Genomic DNA, 21,094 nt, shown 5'->3' on the forward strand with positions numbered 1-21,094 from the left:
CCCTAACGTGTCTTTCTCTTAATCAGAGACTTAAGCTGACCGAGCGATGCCAACACCATATAGATGTGTTGCAAGTACCCTTTTTTATGTAAGGTTAACACTGCTTCGTCCGTTAAGCCGCAAAGTGCATCCTCATTGATGGTGTATAGGCCATGCAATTGTTGAGTGCCAATATTGATCAACGCGCTTTCCAGTAGCTTAAAGTCTATCAAGTCTTTTAAGAATGCTTGGTTTTCATCATGACCACGATGAATAGTCAGCAAAACCGCATTAATCTTTTGTAAGTACTGTGTCATGCCCCCTTGTGGCGTAAACAAAGGTTCTCCGTGTGTTGTATTTACCCTTGGGTGCGCTATGTCGATATGTATTGCGGGTTCTTGTATTGGAATACCGTTTTGTTGCTTCTCAACAAAGCCAATCAAAAACGGTTGACGTTGGATGCTAAGTGGAATGTAATCAGCATCCCATTTATCGTCCTGTAGATATAAATTTTCTTTTTCATTGAAGCCTAGTAATACTACCGATTGAAACTGACCTGTAGCGGCATCTTTTTTAAAGAATATTGGATATTCACTTTGCAGCTGAGCATATTCATTAGGGAACACTCTGGCAACACTGACGTTATCACCAAGTTGCTCATTGTAGTTTGTGATGACTTTAATATCTTTATGAGTAATGTTGTCAAGCAACTGTTCTTGGGACATAGGAACTCCTTAGTTAAACCTTTGCAATACCGTATTTTGCGATATTGTTGAGCAATAATCTGTTGCTTGGCTGAGTGTCTAAACCTTGCTGAGCTATCTGCGTCACTTGCTTAAAAAGGCTATTAATTTGCGGCGTGATGCTGTAATTATTAACCAACGTGTTGAAACCCATACCATAAAGCACATATTGGTAACTAGCTGGCGAGAAAACTTCATCTATATGGTCCAAATCACCGTGTTTAGGCGGTCGATGACGCCAAAGTGTCAATAAGTTCTTTAAACTTAGCGGGACTTGTTCAGATTTCATGCTTTGCCAATACGCTGTATCGCTGCGCTCGCTAAGTACATAATGAAGTTTTAAAAAATCTATGATACGTGCCCAGTGATAACTAAACTTTGCATTGAAGCGTTGTGCTACAACCTCCATCATGTCTTCACTTTCGGGTAAATTATCACAGACATACTGAGCGCCAAGCTCTATCATAACCAACGCCGATGCCTCCAGCGGCTCGATAAACCCAGCAGACATACCTATCGCGACACAGTTTCTATGCCAAAATTTTTCTCGGTAGCCTGGACTAAATTTTATTTCTTTTACCTGAGCATCTTGATGCACACGTAACCCTTGGCCGCTAATATATTCAAGTAACTGTGAGGAAGCTTCCTCAAAATCACAGTATTCACTGGCAAAGGTGTAGCCTATCCCTCGCCTGCTTTGCAGTGCAATGTCCCATATCCAACCATACGATTGTGCAGTTGATTTGGTACAAGATGCTACATCGCTCTCAGGGGTATTGTGTTGAACTTGCAGCGCAACCGCACGGTCATTTTTCAAGATATGTTTTTTCGAAAGCCACTGAACGCCAAAATGTTTGCCCAGCAATAAAGAACGGCTTCCCGTACAATCTATGAATAATTCAGCGGCCAATTCACCATGTTCTTGTGTGCTGACAGACTCAATATTCTCATCCACCTGACCATTAACTGAAATAACATCATCTTGTATCAAAGTTACGCCAAGTTTGGTTGTGCAGTGCTGTTTCAATAGCTGTGCAAACTTATCGGCATTTAAATGGTAGCCATAATTGGCTCTACCTTGATACTGAGGATCGCTGGCTGTTTTGGGGGCAAGTGATCTATCACACCAATAGCTTTGCGAGCAGGACGCATGAGCGAAATCGACTTTGTCTTTTATCCCTAACCACGGTGTAACAATGTCGAATTGTTCAGTATATCCGGCTGGTAACGAAAACGGATGGTAGTAACTATGCTCTTTTCTTTGCGCCCAGTTGATAAACTCAGAACCCTGTTTGAAAGACGCTTCACACTGGTGCATAAATTCGTCTTCATCGATGCCAATTTTTTGTAATGTGGTACGCATCGTTGGCCAAGTCCCCTCACCAACACCTATGGTGGCAATATGCTTGGACTCAATTAACGTTATTTTCCAGTTTCGACATTGCGAAGCAAGCAGACCAGCAGTTAACCAACCTGCACTACCGCCACCAACAATTAAAACGCGTTTTGTTTTTGTATTATGACTCATAGGTTTCTCTTACCAAGCAGCTAATATAAAGCCGCTTTTCAGCGGCTTTATATTAATACTAGTCTTAGAAAGTATAACGTGCACCTAAGTTATAACGCGCACCATATTGTGCGCCATTTAGGAACTGCTCAGGATAACGAACATATACCCTTTGCGTTTCTTCAGTGATGTTCAATCCTTCAAAGAAGATAGTAAGGTTTTCATTAACCTGATAGTTTACGTTAAGGTCAATCTGTGAGTAAGCCTCTGTAAACACAGGCGATGAGTGCTGATCAAAGTCTGATAAGAACTCATCACGCCAGTTGTATGACACACGAACTGACAAACCGTCTTTATCATAAATAGCTGACAAGTTAGCCGAATCACTCATACCTACAAGTGCAAACTGAGGTGTTGTGATATCACGGTTTACGCTTACGTCTCCGTTAACAATAGTAGCATTCGCCTGAATACCGAAACCACTTTCACCAAACATGTGCTGTATGGCAAGCTCCCACCCATATAAACGTGAAGCTCGTAAGTTTACATCTCGAGAAACCGCAAAAGAAGCTAGCGGATCATTTTCATTTGAGCCAATACGAGTACCCGCTTCTTGACCCATATTCTCGTTAATGCGGTCGTGAATCGCTTGATCGGACGGTTGAATTCCTTCAGCTATCAACTGCTCTCGTGCTTCATCTGCACGTGGCCCAATGAACACATCGCGTAAGCCTTCGATAGTCTCGTCGGTTGTGACATTCACTAAGAAGTTATCAACTTTCTTGTTGAAGTAACCAATCGAAACATAGCTTCCTTGGTCATAATAGTATTCAAAAGACACATCGTAGTTATCTGCAACATAGGGCTGTAACTGTGGATTACCCACTGACACTTTACGCTGGCCGACTTTAGGGTTACCCAAAAAGTTTTTAGTTGAACCTAACGCATCAATCGGGGGACGCGTTAATGAACGAGAGTAAGACGCTCGTGCAATTACATCATCCATAATTTCGTAATCGATGTCGATGCTCGGTAAAAACTCTTCGGTTTCACCTGTACCTGATGAAAAGGTCTGTTCACTGGCGTACACATACTCCCATTCGTTACCATTAACCCACTCCATAGCAACTGCTGGGCGTTCTAGACCTGCTGATTCAACATCCGTTTCCTCATAACGTACACCTATTACAACATTTAGTGGTCTGTCTGCCACTTCAAACGCCATATTTACCTGAGTATACAATGCAGTTGTAGTTTCTTTAACGCGACTATCGTTGTCAATTGGACCTGCTTGAAACTTGCCATTTACTTCTTCTGGCCAACCATCGTTGTATATGTCTGGTGCTATTGTATCGTCAATGGTCTCAAACAGATGAAGAACTTGGTCAAAGTCCGCTGTCATGTAGTAATCGACAGGTTTACTACCCGCGTTAGAGAAACCATCAAGTACACCGTCAATACCTACACGACTAAACATATCATCAGGAAAATGAACTGCTGACCATGTCCACCAACCAGCAGGTAGGTTTTGCGAGTATGCTTTTGTTTCTCTGAACTCCATTTGTGTACGAGATGCACCAAAAGACACTTTACTTACAAAGCCGCTGTCGTTATTAACCCACTCTCCTTTGAGTTGGAATTGAGTCATATCGTTTTCACGCATATCCTGAGAGACTGCGCCAAATAAAGAGCCCATGTCTGCGCCGGTTAGTTCATCCTGGGGGTTACCTTGACCATCGATTAAGTCAAAGCCCCATAACGGGATCCCATTGGCGTCAACCATGTTGGTTTTCACATTGATATTAGCCGTATTGGGGCCAAAAGCGTCTCCCGCATCTTCACAGAAACCACAAGACGTATTACCTATAATTAGGAAGGCATCATTACCTAACCCAGCACCTTCATTAGTTGCTCTAGAATCGTGAGCATCAAACTCAAAACTCAAAGCGTCTGAAGCCTGCCATTGAAGATTAAAGCCTAAAGACTTATTCTCATTCTCGTATTGGGCTCGACTCAAATTGGTCGCGTAGTCCCCACCGATTTCAGCAACATTGGTGTACGTACCATTTTCATTAATTGTGGCACTTTTAACGTTACCACCATTATTAAACCAAACCCCAAACGCATTGCGGTTAGATTCAAATTCAAGTTTCGAATAAGTGTAATCAACCGTTGCTGTTAAATCATCGTTGATGGCATATTGTAAAACCAACTGGCCATTTATACGTGTTCGCTCGTTATCATTAATTGAGTAACCAGAGTTTTGAGGATACCAAGTTGCACCGTCTTCGCGCTTATTGTTATCAGTTAACTCAAGGTCTGGTGAGGCGCTGATATCAACATTGGGGATCCAGTTATCAATGGCCGCTTTTTCTTCTCGGTTGTTTCTATCTTGATAAGATCCAGAGAGAAGTACGCCAAACTTGTCATCGTTAAAGGTATTACTGTATATTCCTGAAACCTCAGGAGTAATAGCGTCTCCCTCTTCGTTTGAAGTCTCAAGTACCCCTTTTACGCCAAGTGATGCTTTCAACCCAGGCGAGGTTAACGGCTTAGCAGTCAACATGTTCACTGTCGCGCCAATACCGCCGCTAGGTAAGTCAGCCTTGGTGGTTTTATAGATTTCTACCGCACTCACGCCCTCAGTCGCGATATTAGCGAAGTCAAAGGAGCGCCCACCTACAGTTGGAAGCTGACGACCGTTAAGCGTAACCAAGTTAAACTCTGGCCCCATACCACGAACCGTCACCTTGCTGCCTTCGTTATTACTGCGGTCAATTGACACGCCAGTTATACGTTGCAATGACTCGGCCAAATTTGAATCTGGAAACTTACCGATATCTTCTGCAGTGATGGCATCTACAACGCCAGTAGCGCTGCGCTTGACATCCATTGACTTGATCAAGCTGCCTTTAATACCCGTAACTTCGATTACTTCTATTTTTTCTTGTTGTTCTTGCGCCATTGCGTACGGTGCCAAGTTACCCGCTAAAATAAGCGATAAACTCGTTGCCAGCATGGATTTGTTAAATTGTTTTGTTGTCATATTGATCCCCGGACCACACGATTGTTTATTGCTCCTCAAAAAAACATAGAGTAAATTTTGAGTCACACACAATGTAAGCGCTTACATTTAAGTTAAAAAAAATGAAAGCGCTTACATTTAAATTAGAGTATATCTCAGTCATAGTCAAATAAAATGTTATATACTCTAATTTATGTTTTTAAAACCTTTAAAATTAATTAGATAGCAAGTCAAACATATTCGATACTTGAGTCTCTTATTTCTAGTTTAGGCACAAACACCGACTCTATATCTAAATTCTTTTTTTCATAAACTTGTTTAAGAATATATTTTGCGGCCATTCTTCCCATTTCATAGATGGGATAGTCGATAGTTGTTAATGTTGGGTATAAATAGTTTGCATAAATAATATTATCAAACCCCACAACTGAAAGCTCGGATGGGACATTGATGCCTAACTGCCTTGCTCGAGTCATAACACCCGAGGCCATTTCATCATTGGCACAAACGACACAACTAAATTTAGGAGCATGCTCACAAAGCCAATCTAACCCTTTTGAGCCGGAACTTTGCTGGTAGTCCCCCTCAAAACATAACGCTTCATCGAAATCTATACCCGCATCAGTTAGCGCTTGTTTGTGACCTTGCAAGCGCTCTTGTGCATCTTGTTTCCATTTCGGGCCGCTGATATATGCCAACTTTTGGTGTCCGAGTTTTATCAAATGCTGTGTCGCTAGATATCCACCTTGCTTATTATCCAAGCGAATACAACGGTTTTCTAGCTGCTTTATATAACGATTGATCAGTACAAATTCTATACCTCTAGATTCGAGGTTCAATAAATACTCGTCTGTTACAGCCTCAGCGTGCAGGATCAAAGCATCACATTTACGACCAATTAAAAACTCTATACTGGCGCGCTCTCGCTCTTCGTCTGAATGGCCTGAGGTGATTATCGTATGCTTTCCTTCGAGCCTTAAGGTATCTTCTATAGCACTCATCATGTCTCCGAAAAACGGACCATGTAGTTCTGACACCAATACACCGACGCTATTTGAACGATTCGACGCCAGTGATTGAGCAATTGAATTAGGCTGATAGCCTAATTCAGCCATCGCTTTAAGCACCTTTTGCTTGGTTTTATCGCTAACCTTTGTATTATTATTCATAACCCGCGATACGGTAGCAAGCGATACTCCCGCAAGCTCTGACACTTGATAAATAGTGGCCATACCCTTCCTTTAAAACTGGTTAACCTTGTTGGCTCTTTAGCTGACTCAACTGCGCTTGTACTGAGATCATATAGGGACCATCAAGCAAATAACTACGCATTAGATATGCCACGACAATCGAACCGAATGCCGGGAAAATGCTAAAACTGAGTGAAATACCATACTGAGTTTGAGGTGATTGTGCCACATCTGCCTGATAACCAAAATAGCTTAGCAGCCAACCCGCAATCGCTCCGCCAAGTGCGATACCAAGTTTTATAAAAAATACCACCGAGGAATATACCATACCTGTCACACGACGCTTGGTGGTCAAATGACCATAATCTATCGTGTCAGCCATCATTGCCCAAAGCAAAGGTGTTGCCATCTGTAAGAAAAAACTCCACAAAGCAAACAAAACAAATGCCCATTGCCACTGATGTTGCTCTACAAAAAATGCAAGTGCGCACAACAGCGCCGCTGTTACTTGCAAACTGATATATGCTTTTACTTTACACACTCGACTGGCAAGCCAACTAGAACATGCACAGCCTAATATGCTGGCTATCATTCCCACGGTTACAAATTGCGTTACCAAATCTGGCAGTTGTAAATAGTACTTCACATAATAAACAGCTAACGATGCCTTAAGCACCTGACCTGTTAGAAGAAATACTCCTACTAATGAAAGAATACGCCATTGAGAATTTTTAAAAAGGAGCTTGAAATCACTACTAATTGCGGGAGTTGATAGACTGGGATTTGGCTTAATTCGCTCTTTCGTTCCTAAAAAGCACAACAGAAACAATATCATTCCGAGTAGGCCCATAAGTGCCATGGTCAGTTGGTAGCCCTTTTGTACATCTCCATTACCCAATAGCTCCACCAGCGGCATCGTACCCGCCGCAATAATAAGCCCACCCAACATTCCAAATACAAAACGGTATGATTGCAAAGATACTCGCTGCTGTGGATCTTTGGTCATAACCCCGCCCAATGCTGAATATGGAATATTAATGGCGGTGTAGACCAGCATCAACAAAGCATATGTCACAAAAGCGTATGCAACTTTTAGGTTATATGGCCACTGGGGCGTTGTAAAAGCTAATATACTGATAAGAGCAAAAGGCACGCACAACCATAAAAGATAAGGCCTATATTGACCATATTTACTTTGCGTTCTATCTGCAATCGCGCCCATTAGAGGGTCTGTTACCGCATCAAAAATTCGCACCACTAAAAACAGTGTACCCACAAGGGCCGGTTCTAAGCCCATCACATCGGTATAGAACAGTAACAAAAACATCATTACTGTCTGGAAAATCAGGTTACTGGCTGTATCCCCTAATCCGTATGCTATTTTTTCTTTTATTGTCAGCATCGTTTTCTCTATTTATGTGATCGCCCGCGCAACATATCCCGATATGCTTTAGCGCTTTGCTTTAATGTCCGTTTTTGAGTCTGGTAATCTACATAGACAATCCCAAAGCGCTTCTCATATCCTTCAGCCCACTCAAAATTATCCATAAGACTCCAAGCAAAATAACCTCGTACGTCCACACCAGAGTCAATCGCTTGTTCGATAGCAGCTAAGTGTGTTTGTATGTAATTAATTCTATCCTGATCGTCAATTTTTCCTTCAACCAACTTGTCTTTCATCGCAGCGCCATTTTCCGTGATTATTACCTCTGGTAATTTATAACAGCGATTTAGGTCCGTTAATAGTTTATATAAACCAGCGGGATAGATCTCCCACCCCATATCAGTTAGAGACATCGTCTGAGGAGCCTGTAACTTAAAACCTTCCTCATCACAGTACTGGTATATGGCACGGCTATAATAGTTGACGCCAATATAATCAATTGGCTGACATATTATACCCATGTCTCCAGACTCTATAATGGGTTTGTGTATATCAGGCATGTCATTAATCACATCCGGGTAGCACCCTTCGAGTAGCGGTTTGATGTACCATTGGTTAAAGTGTTCATCAGCTAAACGCGCGGCGCCAACATCTTGCTCGCTTGTGCTAGCAGCGTAACAAGGGCTGAAGTTGAGCACGATACCATTTTTACTGTTTGGACTGTTTTTTTCTAATACCTTCATAGCTAAGCCATGAGCAAGCAACAAATGATGCGCAGCCTGTTTGCCAAATTGTTTGTTCTTTAAACCTGGCGCGTGAATGCCTGTTTCATAGCCCAAATAAGCACTGCACCAAGGTTCATTAAGCGTTGCATATGAATAGACTCTATCTCCAAATGCTTGCGACACCACATCAACATAATTTGCAAATTCAAAAGCTGTATCTCTGTTTAGCCAACCGCCTTTTTCCTCTAGATATTGAGGCAAGTCCCAGTGATAAAGTGTAACGAATGCCTTTATATTTAGCTCTTCTAGCTTTTTTAGCAAAGCGATGTAAAAATTTAGTCCTTGCTTGTTAATGCTACCATCAAGATTCATCACTCGCCCCCAAGCGACGGAGAACCTGTAAGCGTCAACCCCCAACTTGGCAATCATCTGAACATCTTGCTGCCAAAGCTTGATATGCTCACAGGCAACATCACCATTTGAGCCATCAGAAATATTCCCCTCACCTTCGCAAAACTTATCCCAAATAGTTTCTAGCCTTGAATCGCGACCTCCTTCGATTTGATAAGAAGATGTTGCGACCCCGAAAGTAAATCGTGGGCTATTTAACGGTGAATCGCTTTTAAGTTTCAGTGATGTCATTAGTTATGCTCTTTGCTTATTGTGGTTTTGCCGGCGCTATTAGCCATATCGGTAACATAATAAAAAATACTTGCGTGTTGCTTTAAGAGATGATTATGCTATAAATGAAAGCGCTTACATTTTAAATAAACGTTAATTGCAAACCAGCGTTAGGTCAAGCTGTTTCATTATTTAATAATGTAACTTACTAAAATAAAAACACTTTAATTTAACCGAGGTAATAACATGGCAGGTTCACCCACGGCATTGCCACCAACAGGTCAAGCCGAACACGCACACAATACAAATCATATGTTTGCATTAAGTGCTCTTACAACTCTGTTTTTTATGTGGGGCTTTATTACCTGCTTGAACGACATTCTGATCCCCTACCTAAAGGCTATGTTTTCGCTTACCTATACACAAGCGATGCTTATCCAGTTCTGCTTTTTTGGAGCCTATTTTGTAGTGTCTCTGCCCGCTGGAAAATTGATAAGCAAACTTGGCTTTCAAAGGGGGATAGTGCTTGGCTTAGTGATAGCTGCAATTGGCTGTGCACTATTCTACCCTGCGGCTGCTTTGCGACAATACAATTTGTTCCTAGGGGCACTATTTGTCCTTGCAAGTGGTATCACCATACTACAAGTTTCGGCAAATCCTTTTGTCAGTATTCTGGGTGATGCGAAAACGGCATCTTCTCGCTTAACCATGACCCAGGCATTTAATTCCTTGGGCACCACTGTCGCTCCCGCGTTTGGGAGTATGCTTATTTTATCCGCAGGTGTTGTATCTCAAGGAACTCAGACGGATGCCAGCGGCGTTCAATTTTCTTATTTACTGCTTTGTGCAATGCTTATCGTATTAGCCATTTTATTTTCCTTTTTAAAACTGCCCGTCATCGACCAAAAAAATACCGAGCATAGTGCAGCTTCTGTGACCCCAAATACACTTTTCTCTGTTTTACACCATAAACATCTTACTTTAGGCGCTATCGGGTTGTTTTTATATGTTGGTGGTGAAGTCGCGATTGGCAGCTTTTTAATTAATTACATTGGCCTTGAAAATATTGCCGCCCTTGAAGAGGCGCACGCTGCTCACCTTATCACTTACTATTGGGGCGGCGCGATGGTTGGCCGATTTATCGGTGCCGCTGTGATGCAAAAAATCAACGCATCAAATGTACTTGTATTTAATGCGTTAGCAGGCATGTGTTTAGTTACATTCGCCATACTGGGCGATGGTAAAATGGCAATGTGGTCATTGCTGTTGGTTGGCTTATGTAATTCAATTATGTTTCCAACCATTTTTAGCTTAGCGATTCAGTCACTGAAATCACAAACAGCTCAAGGTTCTGGCCTACTCTGTCTGGCCATAGTTGGCGGTGCAATTGTACCGTTACTTCAAGGCATGTTAGCTGATAGCATCGGACTACAGGCATCATTTGTTTTGCCGGCACTATGCTTTGTCTACATTGCCTTTTACGGCATGTTCGGTACTACGCCAAAAAAATTCAAACGATTTGAGATACAACCGGAAAAACTATGAAAAATAAAGCTTCATTTATCACTTTCAGTATCGCGCTATTCGGCGCGACTGGGTGTGCGCAAGACGCTGACAGCCAGGCAAGTACTAGCGAGCAGATTTGGCCAAAGCTGCCAACCGTCGTTCCAAAAGATCAAAGCATCGAAGATAAGGTCGCCGCGCTCGTTAATACAATGACTCTTGAACAAAAAGTCGCGCAAATGATTCAACCTGAGATCCGCGATGTCAGTGTTGAAGATATGCGGCGCTATGGCTTTGGTTCTTACCTTAATGGCGGTGGCGCTTTCCCAAACAACGATAAGCATGCCACCCCTGCTGACTGGATAACACTTGCAGAGCAAATGTATCAAGCTTCTATGGATGATAGCTTAGATGGGATTAGCATTCCCACTATGTGGGGTACAGATGCAGTTCACGGTCACAATAATGTGATTGGTGCTACGTTATTTCCACATAACATAGGTTTGGGCGCAGCCAATAATCCAAAGTTGATTGAGCAAATAGCGGCCATTACTGCCAAAGAGGTAATGGTAACTGGTATAGACTGGGTATTCGCGCCTACTGTTGCTGTAGTGCGTGATGACCGCTGGGGTCGAAGCTATGAAGGGTATTCAGAAGACCCAGAGATCGTAGGCAAATACGCCGCGGCAATTGTTTCTGGCCTTCAAGGTCGCCCTGGTGATGAGTTTTTGGCTGACAACCGTGTGATCAGTACTGTTAAACACTTTGTTGGTGACGGTGGAACGGTAGGCGGTGATGACCAAGGTAATAACATAGACTCAGAGCAAGACTTGTTTAAAGTTCACGCTCAGGGCTATGTAAAAGGATTGGGTGCGGGAGCACAATCTGTAATGGCTTCATTTAATAGCTGGCATGGAGAAAAAATTCACGGTAATAAATATCTACTTACCGATGTGTTAAAGCAGAAAATGGGTTTTGACGGTTTTGTTGTCGGAGACTGGAATGGACATGGTCAAGTAGCAGGATGCTCAAATGAAAGCTGTAGTCAAAGTATCAATGCGGGACTAGATATTTTCATGGTGCCGACCAAAGCGTGGAAGCCATTGCTGGAAAATACCATCGCACAAGTTAAAAGTGGTGAAATCAGCGAGCAACGCATCAACGACGCTGTTTCACGGATACTACGGGTAAAATTCCGCGCCGGGTTGTTTGATAAGCCAAGCCCAGCTAATAGAGCCCTTTCTGGTAAAACCGAATTGATCGGCCACCCTGAACACCGCGCAGTTGCTCGCCAAGCGGTTCGTGAGTCTCTAGTACTACTCAAGAATAACCAAAAGCTTCTGCCTTTGTCGCCCAATATCAACGTGCTAATAGCCGGAGATGGAGCTCACAACATAGGTAAACAATCTGGTGGTTGGACTATTACTTGGCAAGGTACGGGTAATCGAAATGAGGACTTTCCAGGCGGGAGCTCCATTTATGATGGTATCAAGCAAATCGTTTCAGCAAACAGTGGAACGGCACAATTGAGCGTCGATGGTACATACCAAACTAAACCTGATGTTGCTATTGTAGTGTTTGGTGAAGAACCATACGCTGAAGGAAACGGTGATTTAGGTAACTTGGATTATCAAAGAGGTGATGCTAAAGACCTTGCCCTACTAAAAAGGTTGCGCGCACAAGGTATTCCGGTGGTGTCAGTATTTATAACGGGTCGCCCTCTTTGGATTAACCCCGAGCTAAATGCATCGGATGCTTTCGTTGTCGCTTGGCTTTTAGGCTCTGAGGGCAATGGTGTCGCTGATGTGCTATTTCGCAAAGCCAATGGTGAGGTGAATCATGATTTTAAGGGTAAATTATCATTTTCTTGGCCAGCTTCGCCTGATGATACGAACCTGAATGTCAAAGACCCTGATTATGCTCCGCTATTTGCCTATGGTTATGGGCTCACGTATAGCGACGACGTACAATTAGAAAACCTTAATGAAAATACTTCACCACAGGCACAAAAGCGACAGTCATTGGCTGTTATGCAAGGAAGTGTTAAAAGTCCTTGGTCGTTAAGCTTACACAGTGATGGTGAGGCAATTTATATGGACAGTAATACTGCGTCACTTAATAGTCTTAGCGTGAGAACAACCGATCGCTATATCCAAGAAGATGCGCGCGAAATCACGTTCAAAAATGACAATGTTGCAAAAGTGCAAATTGGACATGCGTTCCCCAACGACATGCGTGACTTTAGTGATTCTGCGAGCACATTAACGTTTGATATCAAGCTCAATAGTAACCTACAAGCAAACACAAAAGTTGGTATAAATTGTGACGCGGCGTGTTCACAGGGTGTTGCCTTAGGTAAGGTGTTGACTGCAGAGGATATCGGAATATGGAAAACCATAAATATTGCCACCAACTGTTTTGCGCAAGATACAGATAATATGGCAAAAGTATACAGCCCTTTTGCTATAGCAAGCCAAAGGCCTGTAAGTCTCACTGTGTCTAATATCGTGTTTAACAAAAACACTAATGACGATGAGCGCTACACTTGTAATAAATAATGTTTCATTTGTCACTTTCCCAAGGGCCTAATGGCCCTTTTTTAATATTCTCTTCTATACGACTTACTAAGTGTTAGCGATGCGCAATAGACCCTGACCTTCCCCCCTTTATCAAAAACCTTATCAATATAAAAGAGATATATAATTACAACCAATTACACATCATCATTAAACGCAATAAGTTTCCCTCCCCCTCTGACCAAACAAGTGTAAATCTTTGTTACAATTAAATGACATGTAAATATCTACCTAGACAAAGGGTTAAACAGCTAAATTCACATCCCAAAAAACAGAATAATCGATTGTTATTTATGACATAAAAAACACTATAATAATTTTCATTTCAGTGCCTTATATAGGTTATTTATCTGGTTAGACCTCACTTTCAATAAACATTAGTTAATAATGTGTTCCGAAATGTATATTTCATGTTTTATTAAAATTCTAACTAGGAAAACTTATGAATTATAATTTGAAAGGATGTGCCTTAGCTTTGGGATTAGCATGTTCAACTGCTTTGCCTTTTTATTCAAGCGCAGCACCTGCTCCACTAACTGCCAATGAACTCAATGATTTTCGTAGTGATTTGGGCGACTACTTCGATGATTCAATTTACGCCGTCGCACAGCTGGATAATAACCAAGAAATTATTAATCAGCTTGAACTTGCAAAAAGCATCATTGGACAGATGACTCAACAGCAACTGCGCGAAACTTATCAAGCTATGGAAGCGAACCCAAGTTTTTGGGAGTTACCTGATCATCTGAGCAAAGTTGCTCAGCTTCAAAGGTCTATTGATAAGTTTGAATCTTCGCCAAAATATAATCAATATGCGATGATGACAGCCAATACAGCATCTGAAGAAGCAAAAACATATGACGACTATAACGAAGCAAGCTGTGACTTCTTCGAAGACCTTTTGGATGAGTTTCCATTTGCTGTTTTTGCGTTACCAGACGAAGCGACTATCGGTATTTTAAGTATAGCCGCTGATGGTGTCGCCAACGCGTTAAGCCCAAGTGTAGTTACCGTCGCAGCTGGAAATGGTGGCGGTGTACCGAATCCATTGAAAATTGGAGCTGTAGCTGCCGCGCAATTGCTGAAACTACATTGGCAAACAGTCAAGTGGTATCGACAAGGTATCGCAGAATGTAAAGGAAAAATGCATCGCGATTACCTATACGAGGTTGTAGGTTTACAGCAGTCAGATTTTACCCCTAAAAAAGAGATCCAGCTCAGCACAGATTTTATCGACAGAAGGTTAAAGGGCCGCGTGCATGAGTATTACTTCATGCTTCATGCAAAACTTGATGGTGAACCAGTAAATATTGAATTTGTGTCTGCCAAACTAACCGATGAGTCGCTTCCTATTGAGTTTAAGGAGTTGGTGGATAAACGTACTGTATCGATGCGCCAGTTGGGCGCTGGCATGTATGAGTTAAAGTTAACTTATGACAATCCTGGGTTCTTCCATCCTAGAAAAATGCAACTAGTAGTTAAGCATACTCGCCCTTCTGCAAAAGAAGGTGAAACTGTTACCCATAAGGGCGTTTCATTTACAAATGTAATGAACTAATTACCAATTTGGCATTTAAATAGTGATATTAGTCTTTTTACATATCACTATTTATAAAAGTTTTTATATTTTAATACTATTTTATTAAATATCAAAACTTATATAAAACATACGAAAAGGCTTTCATTTAACATGAAAGCCTCTTTTAATCTAATACGTTTATATTAATTTGTGAACGCAGTTAAATTTACCACTTATACAGTCTACACTTTTGTTTTGTCTTTAATGCGTAGCTAGAAACTGTATAAGAGCCGACATTATTTTCTCTAACAGGATCGAAAGTGAAGCTTTCCATTGAAACATCCATAGTGCCATTTGAATCCAGCGTATATGTAGTTTGAATTTTTGTGCTGGCTACTTCAAATAGACTCATAAACTCATTACCAATCAAGTATTGGTCAATTACAATACCATTATTTTCGTCGACCGCGTAATGACCAAGGTCACTATCTATTGTAAGCAGGCTGTAGTTTCTTACTTGCTGTGCCTCACCCTCTCCATAAGTAATGATCCAATCGGCTTTCTTCTTAGTTACATCATTAATTTCAAGTGCCATAGGAAAAGCATAGAACACACCTCTTTTAGGAGAGCTCAATTCACATTGACCTTTATAGTAGCCATTCCACTCTTCGGGCGCGCCCGTCTGTGGCACAGCCAAAGCCTTCACACTTGCCAACAGAACTGGCACTGTTATTAATAGTGATAGCTTATTTTTCATACATTACTCCTTTTGAAAATATTTATAAAACATCAAATACACAACATAAAACAGTTGGTACATATAATAAATACATAATTATTACCTAATTTGCAAACATTTAAATAAAACTTTTTAGTATAAACCGCTCAAAAATAAGCTGATGCTTGATAGTAATTATGGTCGTGCTGATTTTTAAAAGCACTATATTAGGCAGGAGGTCAAAAAGTTGGGTAAGTTAAGTGAAAATTAGTAGCTCTGCTAAATTACTTAGTTCAGACACTTCATTTAGCGCTGAGAACCATATCAAACTTGTTCAAAATAATGCCGTTCGCAAGAGGTCCACAATTAATCTCGTTGGTACAAAGTTTAAATTGACGTCAGGGCTAAGCTATATGTATTGTTCATATAAACAACCAGAGCTAAAGATGGCTCTTTTGATAAAAAGAGCTTTTCAACAGATAAAACAAGGATTGTAAATTGGCAACGATGTACACCATGACCATTTGCCAATGCCACCAGCCACATCCCGTTGGAGCATGAGGATCATACACATTTAGAGCAAAATTCTTAGCTCCCAGCGGTGCATGCGACCAAGCTAACTGAGGCGAAAAGTTCTGACCATTACAGTCCCCCTTAAATACAAGGGTTCTAGCCATATTTTTGCCTGACTTAATAATGAAGGCGTCAGTAGTATTACACAACTAATCTGTAGGTCATTTTCATACTATCTCTGTTATCATTCTCAGTATACGAGCGTTTCATTTTATGTCTATGTCGTATCATGTGAGTAGAACTTGCTGTTTAATTTCAACAAGTACAGGAAGTACAGACAACACCAGTAACAGCGCCATCGAATAATTAAACCACCGCCGGTAACTACTCTGAGTTAAGTATTGTTTTAATACTGAACCAAACACAAGCCAAACACCAACACATGGAAATGAGACCAGCAAAAAAACCGCTGATATTTTTAAATTTTGCTCTAAATTAACCGAGCCCACAGTCGTAAACGCGGCTATAGCCCCAGACGCTACAACCCAAGCCTTTGCATTAACCCACTGGTATAAAGCACCATTTAAAAAGGTCAATGGTGAGTTATGATGTTTAGTACTGTATGACGTTGCAGATTTTGCGATTAACACCGCCAAATATAGTAGATATAGCACACCGACTATTTTTATCCCCAAATGAAGCTGAGGGTAATGAACGAACACCTGCATAAAACCGACACCAACCAAAAAAAGCATTATGGTAAAACCAATGCATATACCGAACAGCAGCGGAAGACTTTTTCTGACTCCAAAGTTAACACCCGATGTCATTACCAAAACATTATTTGGCCCAGGAGTAACCGATGAAGACACCGCAAATAGCAAAACTGCAAACAAATATTCCATATTACCAAACCTCCTTTAAAACGCTTATTGTCAGCTTTTTGATTGCTCGATTATGATTGATTATTACTATGCGATTTATCCGTGTGCAACTCAATCACACGGGGAAGATGGATGACTAAGCCTTGAGAGGTAATATAAAGGATCCAATTTAGCTCTCTTGCCAATGGATAAAACCCCTGGCCATCATTGCCAAATATCCACATCGCTCCAATGAGGTAATCTGCTAGTGTCGCTAAAACTAACCCTATGGCGCATAGCCAAATACTCATCGGTGCAGAAACGCCATATTTAAACCATAGTAATATACCGCTGGTTGCTACCAGCGAAATAAGCAGACTATAAAAATACGACACCACAGTAACATACATCCCGGCGTTGGCATTTACTATGTTGATGTAGCTTACAGTGGCAATACCAAATGATAATGAAGCTGCAAGCAATAAACTCCTTACATTGTAATAGTGCTTTAATATATAACTCATAACAAGCAATAGCATCGCATAGCCTGGAGCGAAGAATAGTACCGAATCAATTAAATAATCATGTTTAACAACATCACTACTATCAAAGAATCGGTTACCTAAGTTGAAATTCACAACATCGCCAAAAATACACAGTAACAATGATGCTAAGCACCCCGTTGCCAACAAGCGACGCCAAGGTACGCCTTGCACGCGCCGCCAAATGAATAAACTATTTAGCAATAGCAAACATAGTGTTGTAAATTCAAATGCAAGGATGTAGCTTCGTGTATCAGCGTCAGTAATAGACCAAAACCCTAGCATCGCGCCGCCGGAATCTAACAAGGCAAACAAAACCGCCAACACAGACAAAAGTATGTACTTATCTAATTTCAAAATAATCCTTTAAATATCTTCAGCTAACGATAGCGCTTTCTGATTTGACTCAATTGCTGAGTGCTAAGCGCATGTAACTGCTTTTCCAGTAGTTTCGCTTTGTTAGCGCTGTGCTTGGCATTATAACCTATGTACTGTGGCTCAATGTGAAGGGGTTCATCAAATACATATACCGGAAGTTGAAACTTTGTCACAACCTGTTTCGCCCAATATCTATCAACTAACAAAGCTTCTACATGAGTTGTTTTGAGAATACTAAATAAGGATTTTGCATCTTCATCAGACGCTTCATAATAAGAGCGCCTGGCAACATCAGCATTGAGTTGCTTCAACTTATCGTAAACCTCATCAGGGTAATCATATTCCTGCGCCAGTATTACTCTAAATGTTTTCAGGTTCTGGGCATCTTTGATGGACTTTAAATTTTGATCTTGTGCAACTGCAAATGCCAGTTGCCATGAAGAAATCGAGTAGTTGATCATGCTTAGGTTATCTGACTCATCTATATCTAAGATGAAATCATACTTACCCAATTTAACGTAATCCTTGCAGCGCTTAAAGGGCAACTCTGAGAAGGTTAACACTACATCCGTATTTTTGAACGCACTCTTTAAAATATCTATTTGCATACCCTTTACTTCACCACTTTCGGTATAGTTGTAGGGCCACCATCTTGAAAAACAAACTCGCAATTGTGCTATTTCGCTTTGCGTTGCAAATGCAACCTGCGTAATAGATATAACGATAAGCACAATGAGTAATTTCATAATATGGGTTTTGCTGAGATTAAGTTGTTTTCTTATTATTAGCGTAACCCAAAGCGCACGTAGCGCAACTCTTATCTACGGATTATAAATAACTAAATGAAATACAAATAATCATGAGCAGAGTCAATATCAACCACAGCTTCACATAGCGAGATTTCTCATAGACGTTGTCTAGACATTGCGAAGGGTTATTTGGGTCAATAAAAATATAGGTTGGCTTTTTCGCACAAAAAGAGTCATAAAGTGACTGATTAAACGCTGTTTGACAGCTATATTTTTTATCATCATAGGTAAACTCTACTAACAGACTTGAAGCACCTAACATCTCAATCGGCCCTGCTGTATGCTGCTTAACCTTTGTCACCCCTTCAACCTGAACTTGTCGCCATTGCCTTTTCTTTTTACTCAGAGCAATCGCCACGATGATGATGGCGATGCTCAAGGCAACCGACACTGACAAAGCAAGCATTAGCTATTTAACCTATAAACTAATGATGCTGTAATTAAATCGCTCAATGCCATACCCACCGATTTAAATACGGTTATTTCATCACTATGACGCTGCCAATTCATGTTGTGCATTTCGCTAAGTTCTGCAACCACATCGCTTGCACTAAACACCCCTTGTGCAATTGGAATAAGTAATTCTCCAGCTTCTTTGAGCACATTCACTTTACTATCAACAAATACCGATGCGCGCTTTATTGTGGTGGTATCACATTCGGAGCAATCGGCATGATGATTACCAATTAAATCCACATGAGCGCCCTCCTTTAGCCAACTTCCATCAAACAATGGGTGGTGTGAACCCGTTGCGCAACTGACAATATCAGCACTGGCAATGGTCTGTTGGTTAGACTGACCAGCTAAAAATTCGACATCAGGATACAAGATGCGAAGTTGCTCAATGAGCTGCGCAGCTTTGCTGCTATTTCTGGCTATCACAGTGACCTTATTAATATCTCTCACTCTAAGGTGCGCCTTGATCATATATGGTGCTAGATTCCCTGCGCCAAAAAACACCAAATGCTTTGCATCTTTACGCGATAAATATTGGCTAGCCAAAGCCGAAACTGATGCTGTTCGCCATAAAGTGACGCTCGTACCGTCAATCAAAGCAAGTGGCACACCGTGGCTACGCTCAAACAACATTATTTTTGAATACAAACTCTCATACCCGTCATTGGCATTATTTGGAAAATAAGTAAACGCTTTAACGCCTATGAATTCGTCGTTCCACGCAGGCAATACAGCGAAGGCATCTGCTGAAGATTGAGTCAATGAGTATACGTTACGAGGAGGGGTTCCTGCAGGTTTAGCAAAACCTAGTCTCAACTCATCAATCACACTTTTAAAATTGAGCGTTTGATGTACTTGTTCAGATGAAATAACTTGCATATTTGTCTTCCTTACTAACAAGGCAAAATAAACGATTTAGGTGCATTAGTTAGATACTCAAATCCGGTTTCAGTCACTAGAATATCGTCTTCAATACGCACGCCACCTAAGTGAGGTAAATAAACGCCAGGTTCAATGGTAATGACATTCCCAGCACGCAATGTATAGTCCGTTTTACTGTTAATAAAGGGCACTTCATGTAGGAATAGCCCGACGCCATGCCCAAGGCCTTTACCAGCATAATCTTGGTAACCAGCTGAAAATAAGACTTCATCTGAACAGTGATTTAGGTACTTACAATCGACCCCCGCCTTCACTTTTGCAAGCGCGGCCTGTTGAGCGCTCAACACCGTGTCGAACATTTGTTGCTGCACAGTCGTAGGCTCACCAAACACATAGGTCCTTGTCATATCAGAGCGGTAGCCATTTACTACCGCACCAAAGTCAACCAACAATAAATCCTGATGGTTTAACTTGGCATCTGATGGCTTACCATGAGGTAAGGCACTGCGTTTTGCGAACAGTAAAATCGTTTCAAAGCTGACACCATCTGAACCGAGTTTTTTCATTTTATAATCAAGCTCAGTGGCGAGTTCCTTTTCTGTCACACCCACTGACACCTGATTCAACATATCCGCTAATGCTATATCAGCGATTGCCGCAGCCTTTTTGATACAGTTAGTCTCCCATTCGTCTTTAATAGCACGCTGGGCTTCAATGAGCCCAAGGACTGGGGAAACTTGTACATGTTGTAATTGAGAGCGAATTTCCTGCCATACGGGTACAGTTACATAAGCGGCATCAAATCCTGTTACACCGGCTGGCAATAGTTGTTTAATGCATTCGCCAAGAGTTTGTGTATCTCTGTCACGGCAAATCACTTCGCACTGATATGATTCGTCTTTGGCACGTTCAAAATATCGATAATCAGTGATCAGGTAGTTGTTTTGAGGAGTAACTAATAGATAGGCTGCATTACCGCTAAAACCACTAAGGTAACGAATATTTTCAAAGCCAAAAACCAAAAGGTTATCTATTTCTTGGGCTTTAAGCTGCTGCTTGATTTGTTGTTGTCGACGGAGGTAAATTGCATTCATGGCGTTATGTTATTGCTCTAATTATTGAGTAATAACATAACGTAATTTAATATTGTATACAATATTA

General features: G+C 41.2%; 17 protein-coding genes. 3 read left to right on the forward strand and 14 right to left on the reverse strand.

The features are described from left to right. Nucleotides 1-2: 2 nt before the first annotated feature. The 6 genes from BIW53_RS04325 to BIW53_RS04350 form a co-directional block, all read right to left on the reverse strand. Nucleotides 3-704 carry a SapC family protein gene (locus tag BIW53_RS04325; protein WP_070990587.1) on the reverse strand — a complete coding sequence of 234 codons (702 nt, stop codon included), beginning with the start codon at nt 702-704 and terminating at the stop codon, nt 3-5. 13 nt (nt 705-717) lie between these two features. Next, a complete protein-coding gene (locus tag BIW53_RS04330; RefSeq protein ID WP_070990588.1) occupies nt 718-2,250 on the reverse strand; it encodes a tryptophan halogenase family protein in 1,533 nt (510 codons plus the stop codon). A 64-nt stretch (nt 2,251-2,314) separates the two neighbouring features. Beyond that, a complete protein-coding gene (locus BIW53_RS04335; RefSeq protein ID WP_070990589.1) occupies nt 2,315-5,275 on the reverse strand; it encodes a TonB-dependent receptor in 2,961 nt (986 codons plus the stop codon). Nucleotides 5,276-5,484: 209 nt separating this feature from the next. After that, a complete protein-coding gene (locus tag BIW53_RS04340; RefSeq protein WP_070990590.1) occupies nt 5,485-6,486 on the reverse strand; it encodes a LacI family DNA-binding transcriptional regulator in 1,002 nt (333 codons plus the stop codon). A 19-nt stretch (nt 6,487-6,505) separates the two neighbouring features. Further along, the gene (locus tag BIW53_RS04345; protein ID WP_070990591.1) at nt 6,506-7,846 is read right to left on the reverse strand and encodes a glycoside-pentoside-hexuronide (GPH):cation symporter; all 1,341 of its coding nucleotides are present in this window, start codon (nt 7,844-7,846) and stop codon (nt 6,506-6,508) included. Between the two features lie 8 nt (nt 7,847-7,854). After that, nucleotides 7,855-9,195, reverse strand: coding sequence for a GH1 family beta-glucosidase (locus BIW53_RS04350; RefSeq protein ID WP_070990592.1), 1,341 nt, complete (start codon nt 9,193-9,195; stop codon nt 7,855-7,857). A 225-nt stretch (nt 9,196-9,420) separates the two neighbouring features. Between BIW53_RS04350 and BIW53_RS04355 the strand changes: the two genes are divergently transcribed. From BIW53_RS04355 to BIW53_RS04365, 3 genes are all read left to right on the forward strand, one after another. Beyond that, on the forward strand, nt 9,421-10,719 hold the full coding sequence (locus BIW53_RS04355) for a sugar MFS transporter (RefSeq protein ID WP_070990593.1): 1,299 nt from the start codon (nt 9,421-9,423) through the stop codon (nt 10,717-10,719). Then, nucleotides 10,716-13,235, forward strand: a complete 2,520-nt coding sequence (locus BIW53_RS04360) for a glycoside hydrolase family 3 protein (protein ID WP_070990594.1) — start codon at nt 10,716-10,718, stop codon at nt 13,233-13,235. The genes BIW53_RS04355 and BIW53_RS04360 overlap by 4 nt, the downstream gene beginning before the upstream one ends. Nucleotides 13,236-13,695: 460 nt before the next feature. Continuing rightward, complete coding sequence (locus BIW53_RS04365) at nt 13,696-14,811, forward strand: hypothetical protein (RefSeq protein WP_070990595.1); 1,116 nt, start codon at nt 13,696-13,698, stop codon at nt 14,809-14,811. Nucleotides 14,812-14,998: 187 nt separating this feature from the next. Here the strand turns inward: BIW53_RS04365 and BIW53_RS04370 are convergent, their stop codons facing one another. From BIW53_RS04370 to BIW53_RS04405, 8 genes are all read right to left on the reverse strand, one after another. Continuing rightward, nucleotides 14,999-15,529: a hypothetical protein gene (locus BIW53_RS04370; RefSeq protein ID WP_070990596.1), complete on the reverse strand. Its 531-nt coding sequence runs from the start codon at nt 15,527-15,529 to the stop codon at nt 14,999-15,001. Nucleotides 15,530-15,930: 401 nt separating this feature from the next. Next, entirely contained in the window at nt 15,931-16,167 is a 237-nt protein-coding gene (locus tag BIW53_RS04375; protein ID WP_070990597.1) for a hypothetical protein, read from the reverse strand. A 123-nt stretch (nt 16,168-16,290) separates the two neighbouring features. Continuing rightward, a complete protein-coding gene (locus tag BIW53_RS04380; RefSeq protein WP_070990598.1) occupies nt 16,291-16,908 on the reverse strand; it encodes a LysE family translocator in 618 nt (205 codons plus the stop codon). Between the two features lie 50 nt (nt 16,909-16,958). Beyond that, nucleotides 16,959-17,765, reverse strand: coding sequence for a hypothetical protein (locus tag BIW53_RS04385; protein ID WP_070990599.1), 807 nt, complete (start codon nt 17,763-17,765; stop codon nt 16,959-16,961). Between the two features lie 23 nt (nt 17,766-17,788). Continuing rightward, nucleotides 17,789-18,532: a transporter substrate-binding domain-containing protein gene (locus BIW53_RS04390; protein ID WP_070990600.1), complete on the reverse strand. Its 744-nt coding sequence runs from the start codon at nt 18,530-18,532 to the stop codon at nt 17,789-17,791. Between the two features lie 82 nt (nt 18,533-18,614). Continuing rightward, nucleotides 18,615-19,001: a hypothetical protein gene (locus BIW53_RS04395; protein WP_070990601.1), complete on the reverse strand. Its 387-nt coding sequence runs from the start codon at nt 18,999-19,001 to the stop codon at nt 18,615-18,617. Next, a complete protein-coding gene (lhpI, locus tag BIW53_RS04400) occupies nt 19,001-19,930 on the reverse strand; it encodes a bifunctional Delta(1)-pyrroline-2-carboxylate/Delta(1)-piperideine-2-carboxylate reductase (RefSeq protein WP_070990602.1) in 930 nt (309 codons plus the stop codon). The genes BIW53_RS04395 and lhpI overlap by 1 nt, the downstream gene beginning before the upstream one ends. Nucleotides 19,931-19,944: 14 nt before the next feature. Continuing rightward, nucleotides 19,945-21,027 (reverse strand): M24 family metallopeptidase, encoded by a 1,083-nt coding sequence (locus BIW53_RS04405; RefSeq protein ID WP_070990603.1) that lies wholly within the window; start codon nt 21,025-21,027, stop codon nt 19,945-19,947. Nucleotides 21,028-21,094: the final 67 nt, after the last annotated feature.

This window comes from Pseudoalteromonas byunsanensis (genome assembly GCF_001854475.1).
In the GTDB taxonomy this organism is placed as follows: Bacteria; Pseudomonadota; Gammaproteobacteria; order Enterobacterales; family Alteromonadaceae; genus Pseudoalteromonas; species Pseudoalteromonas byunsanensis.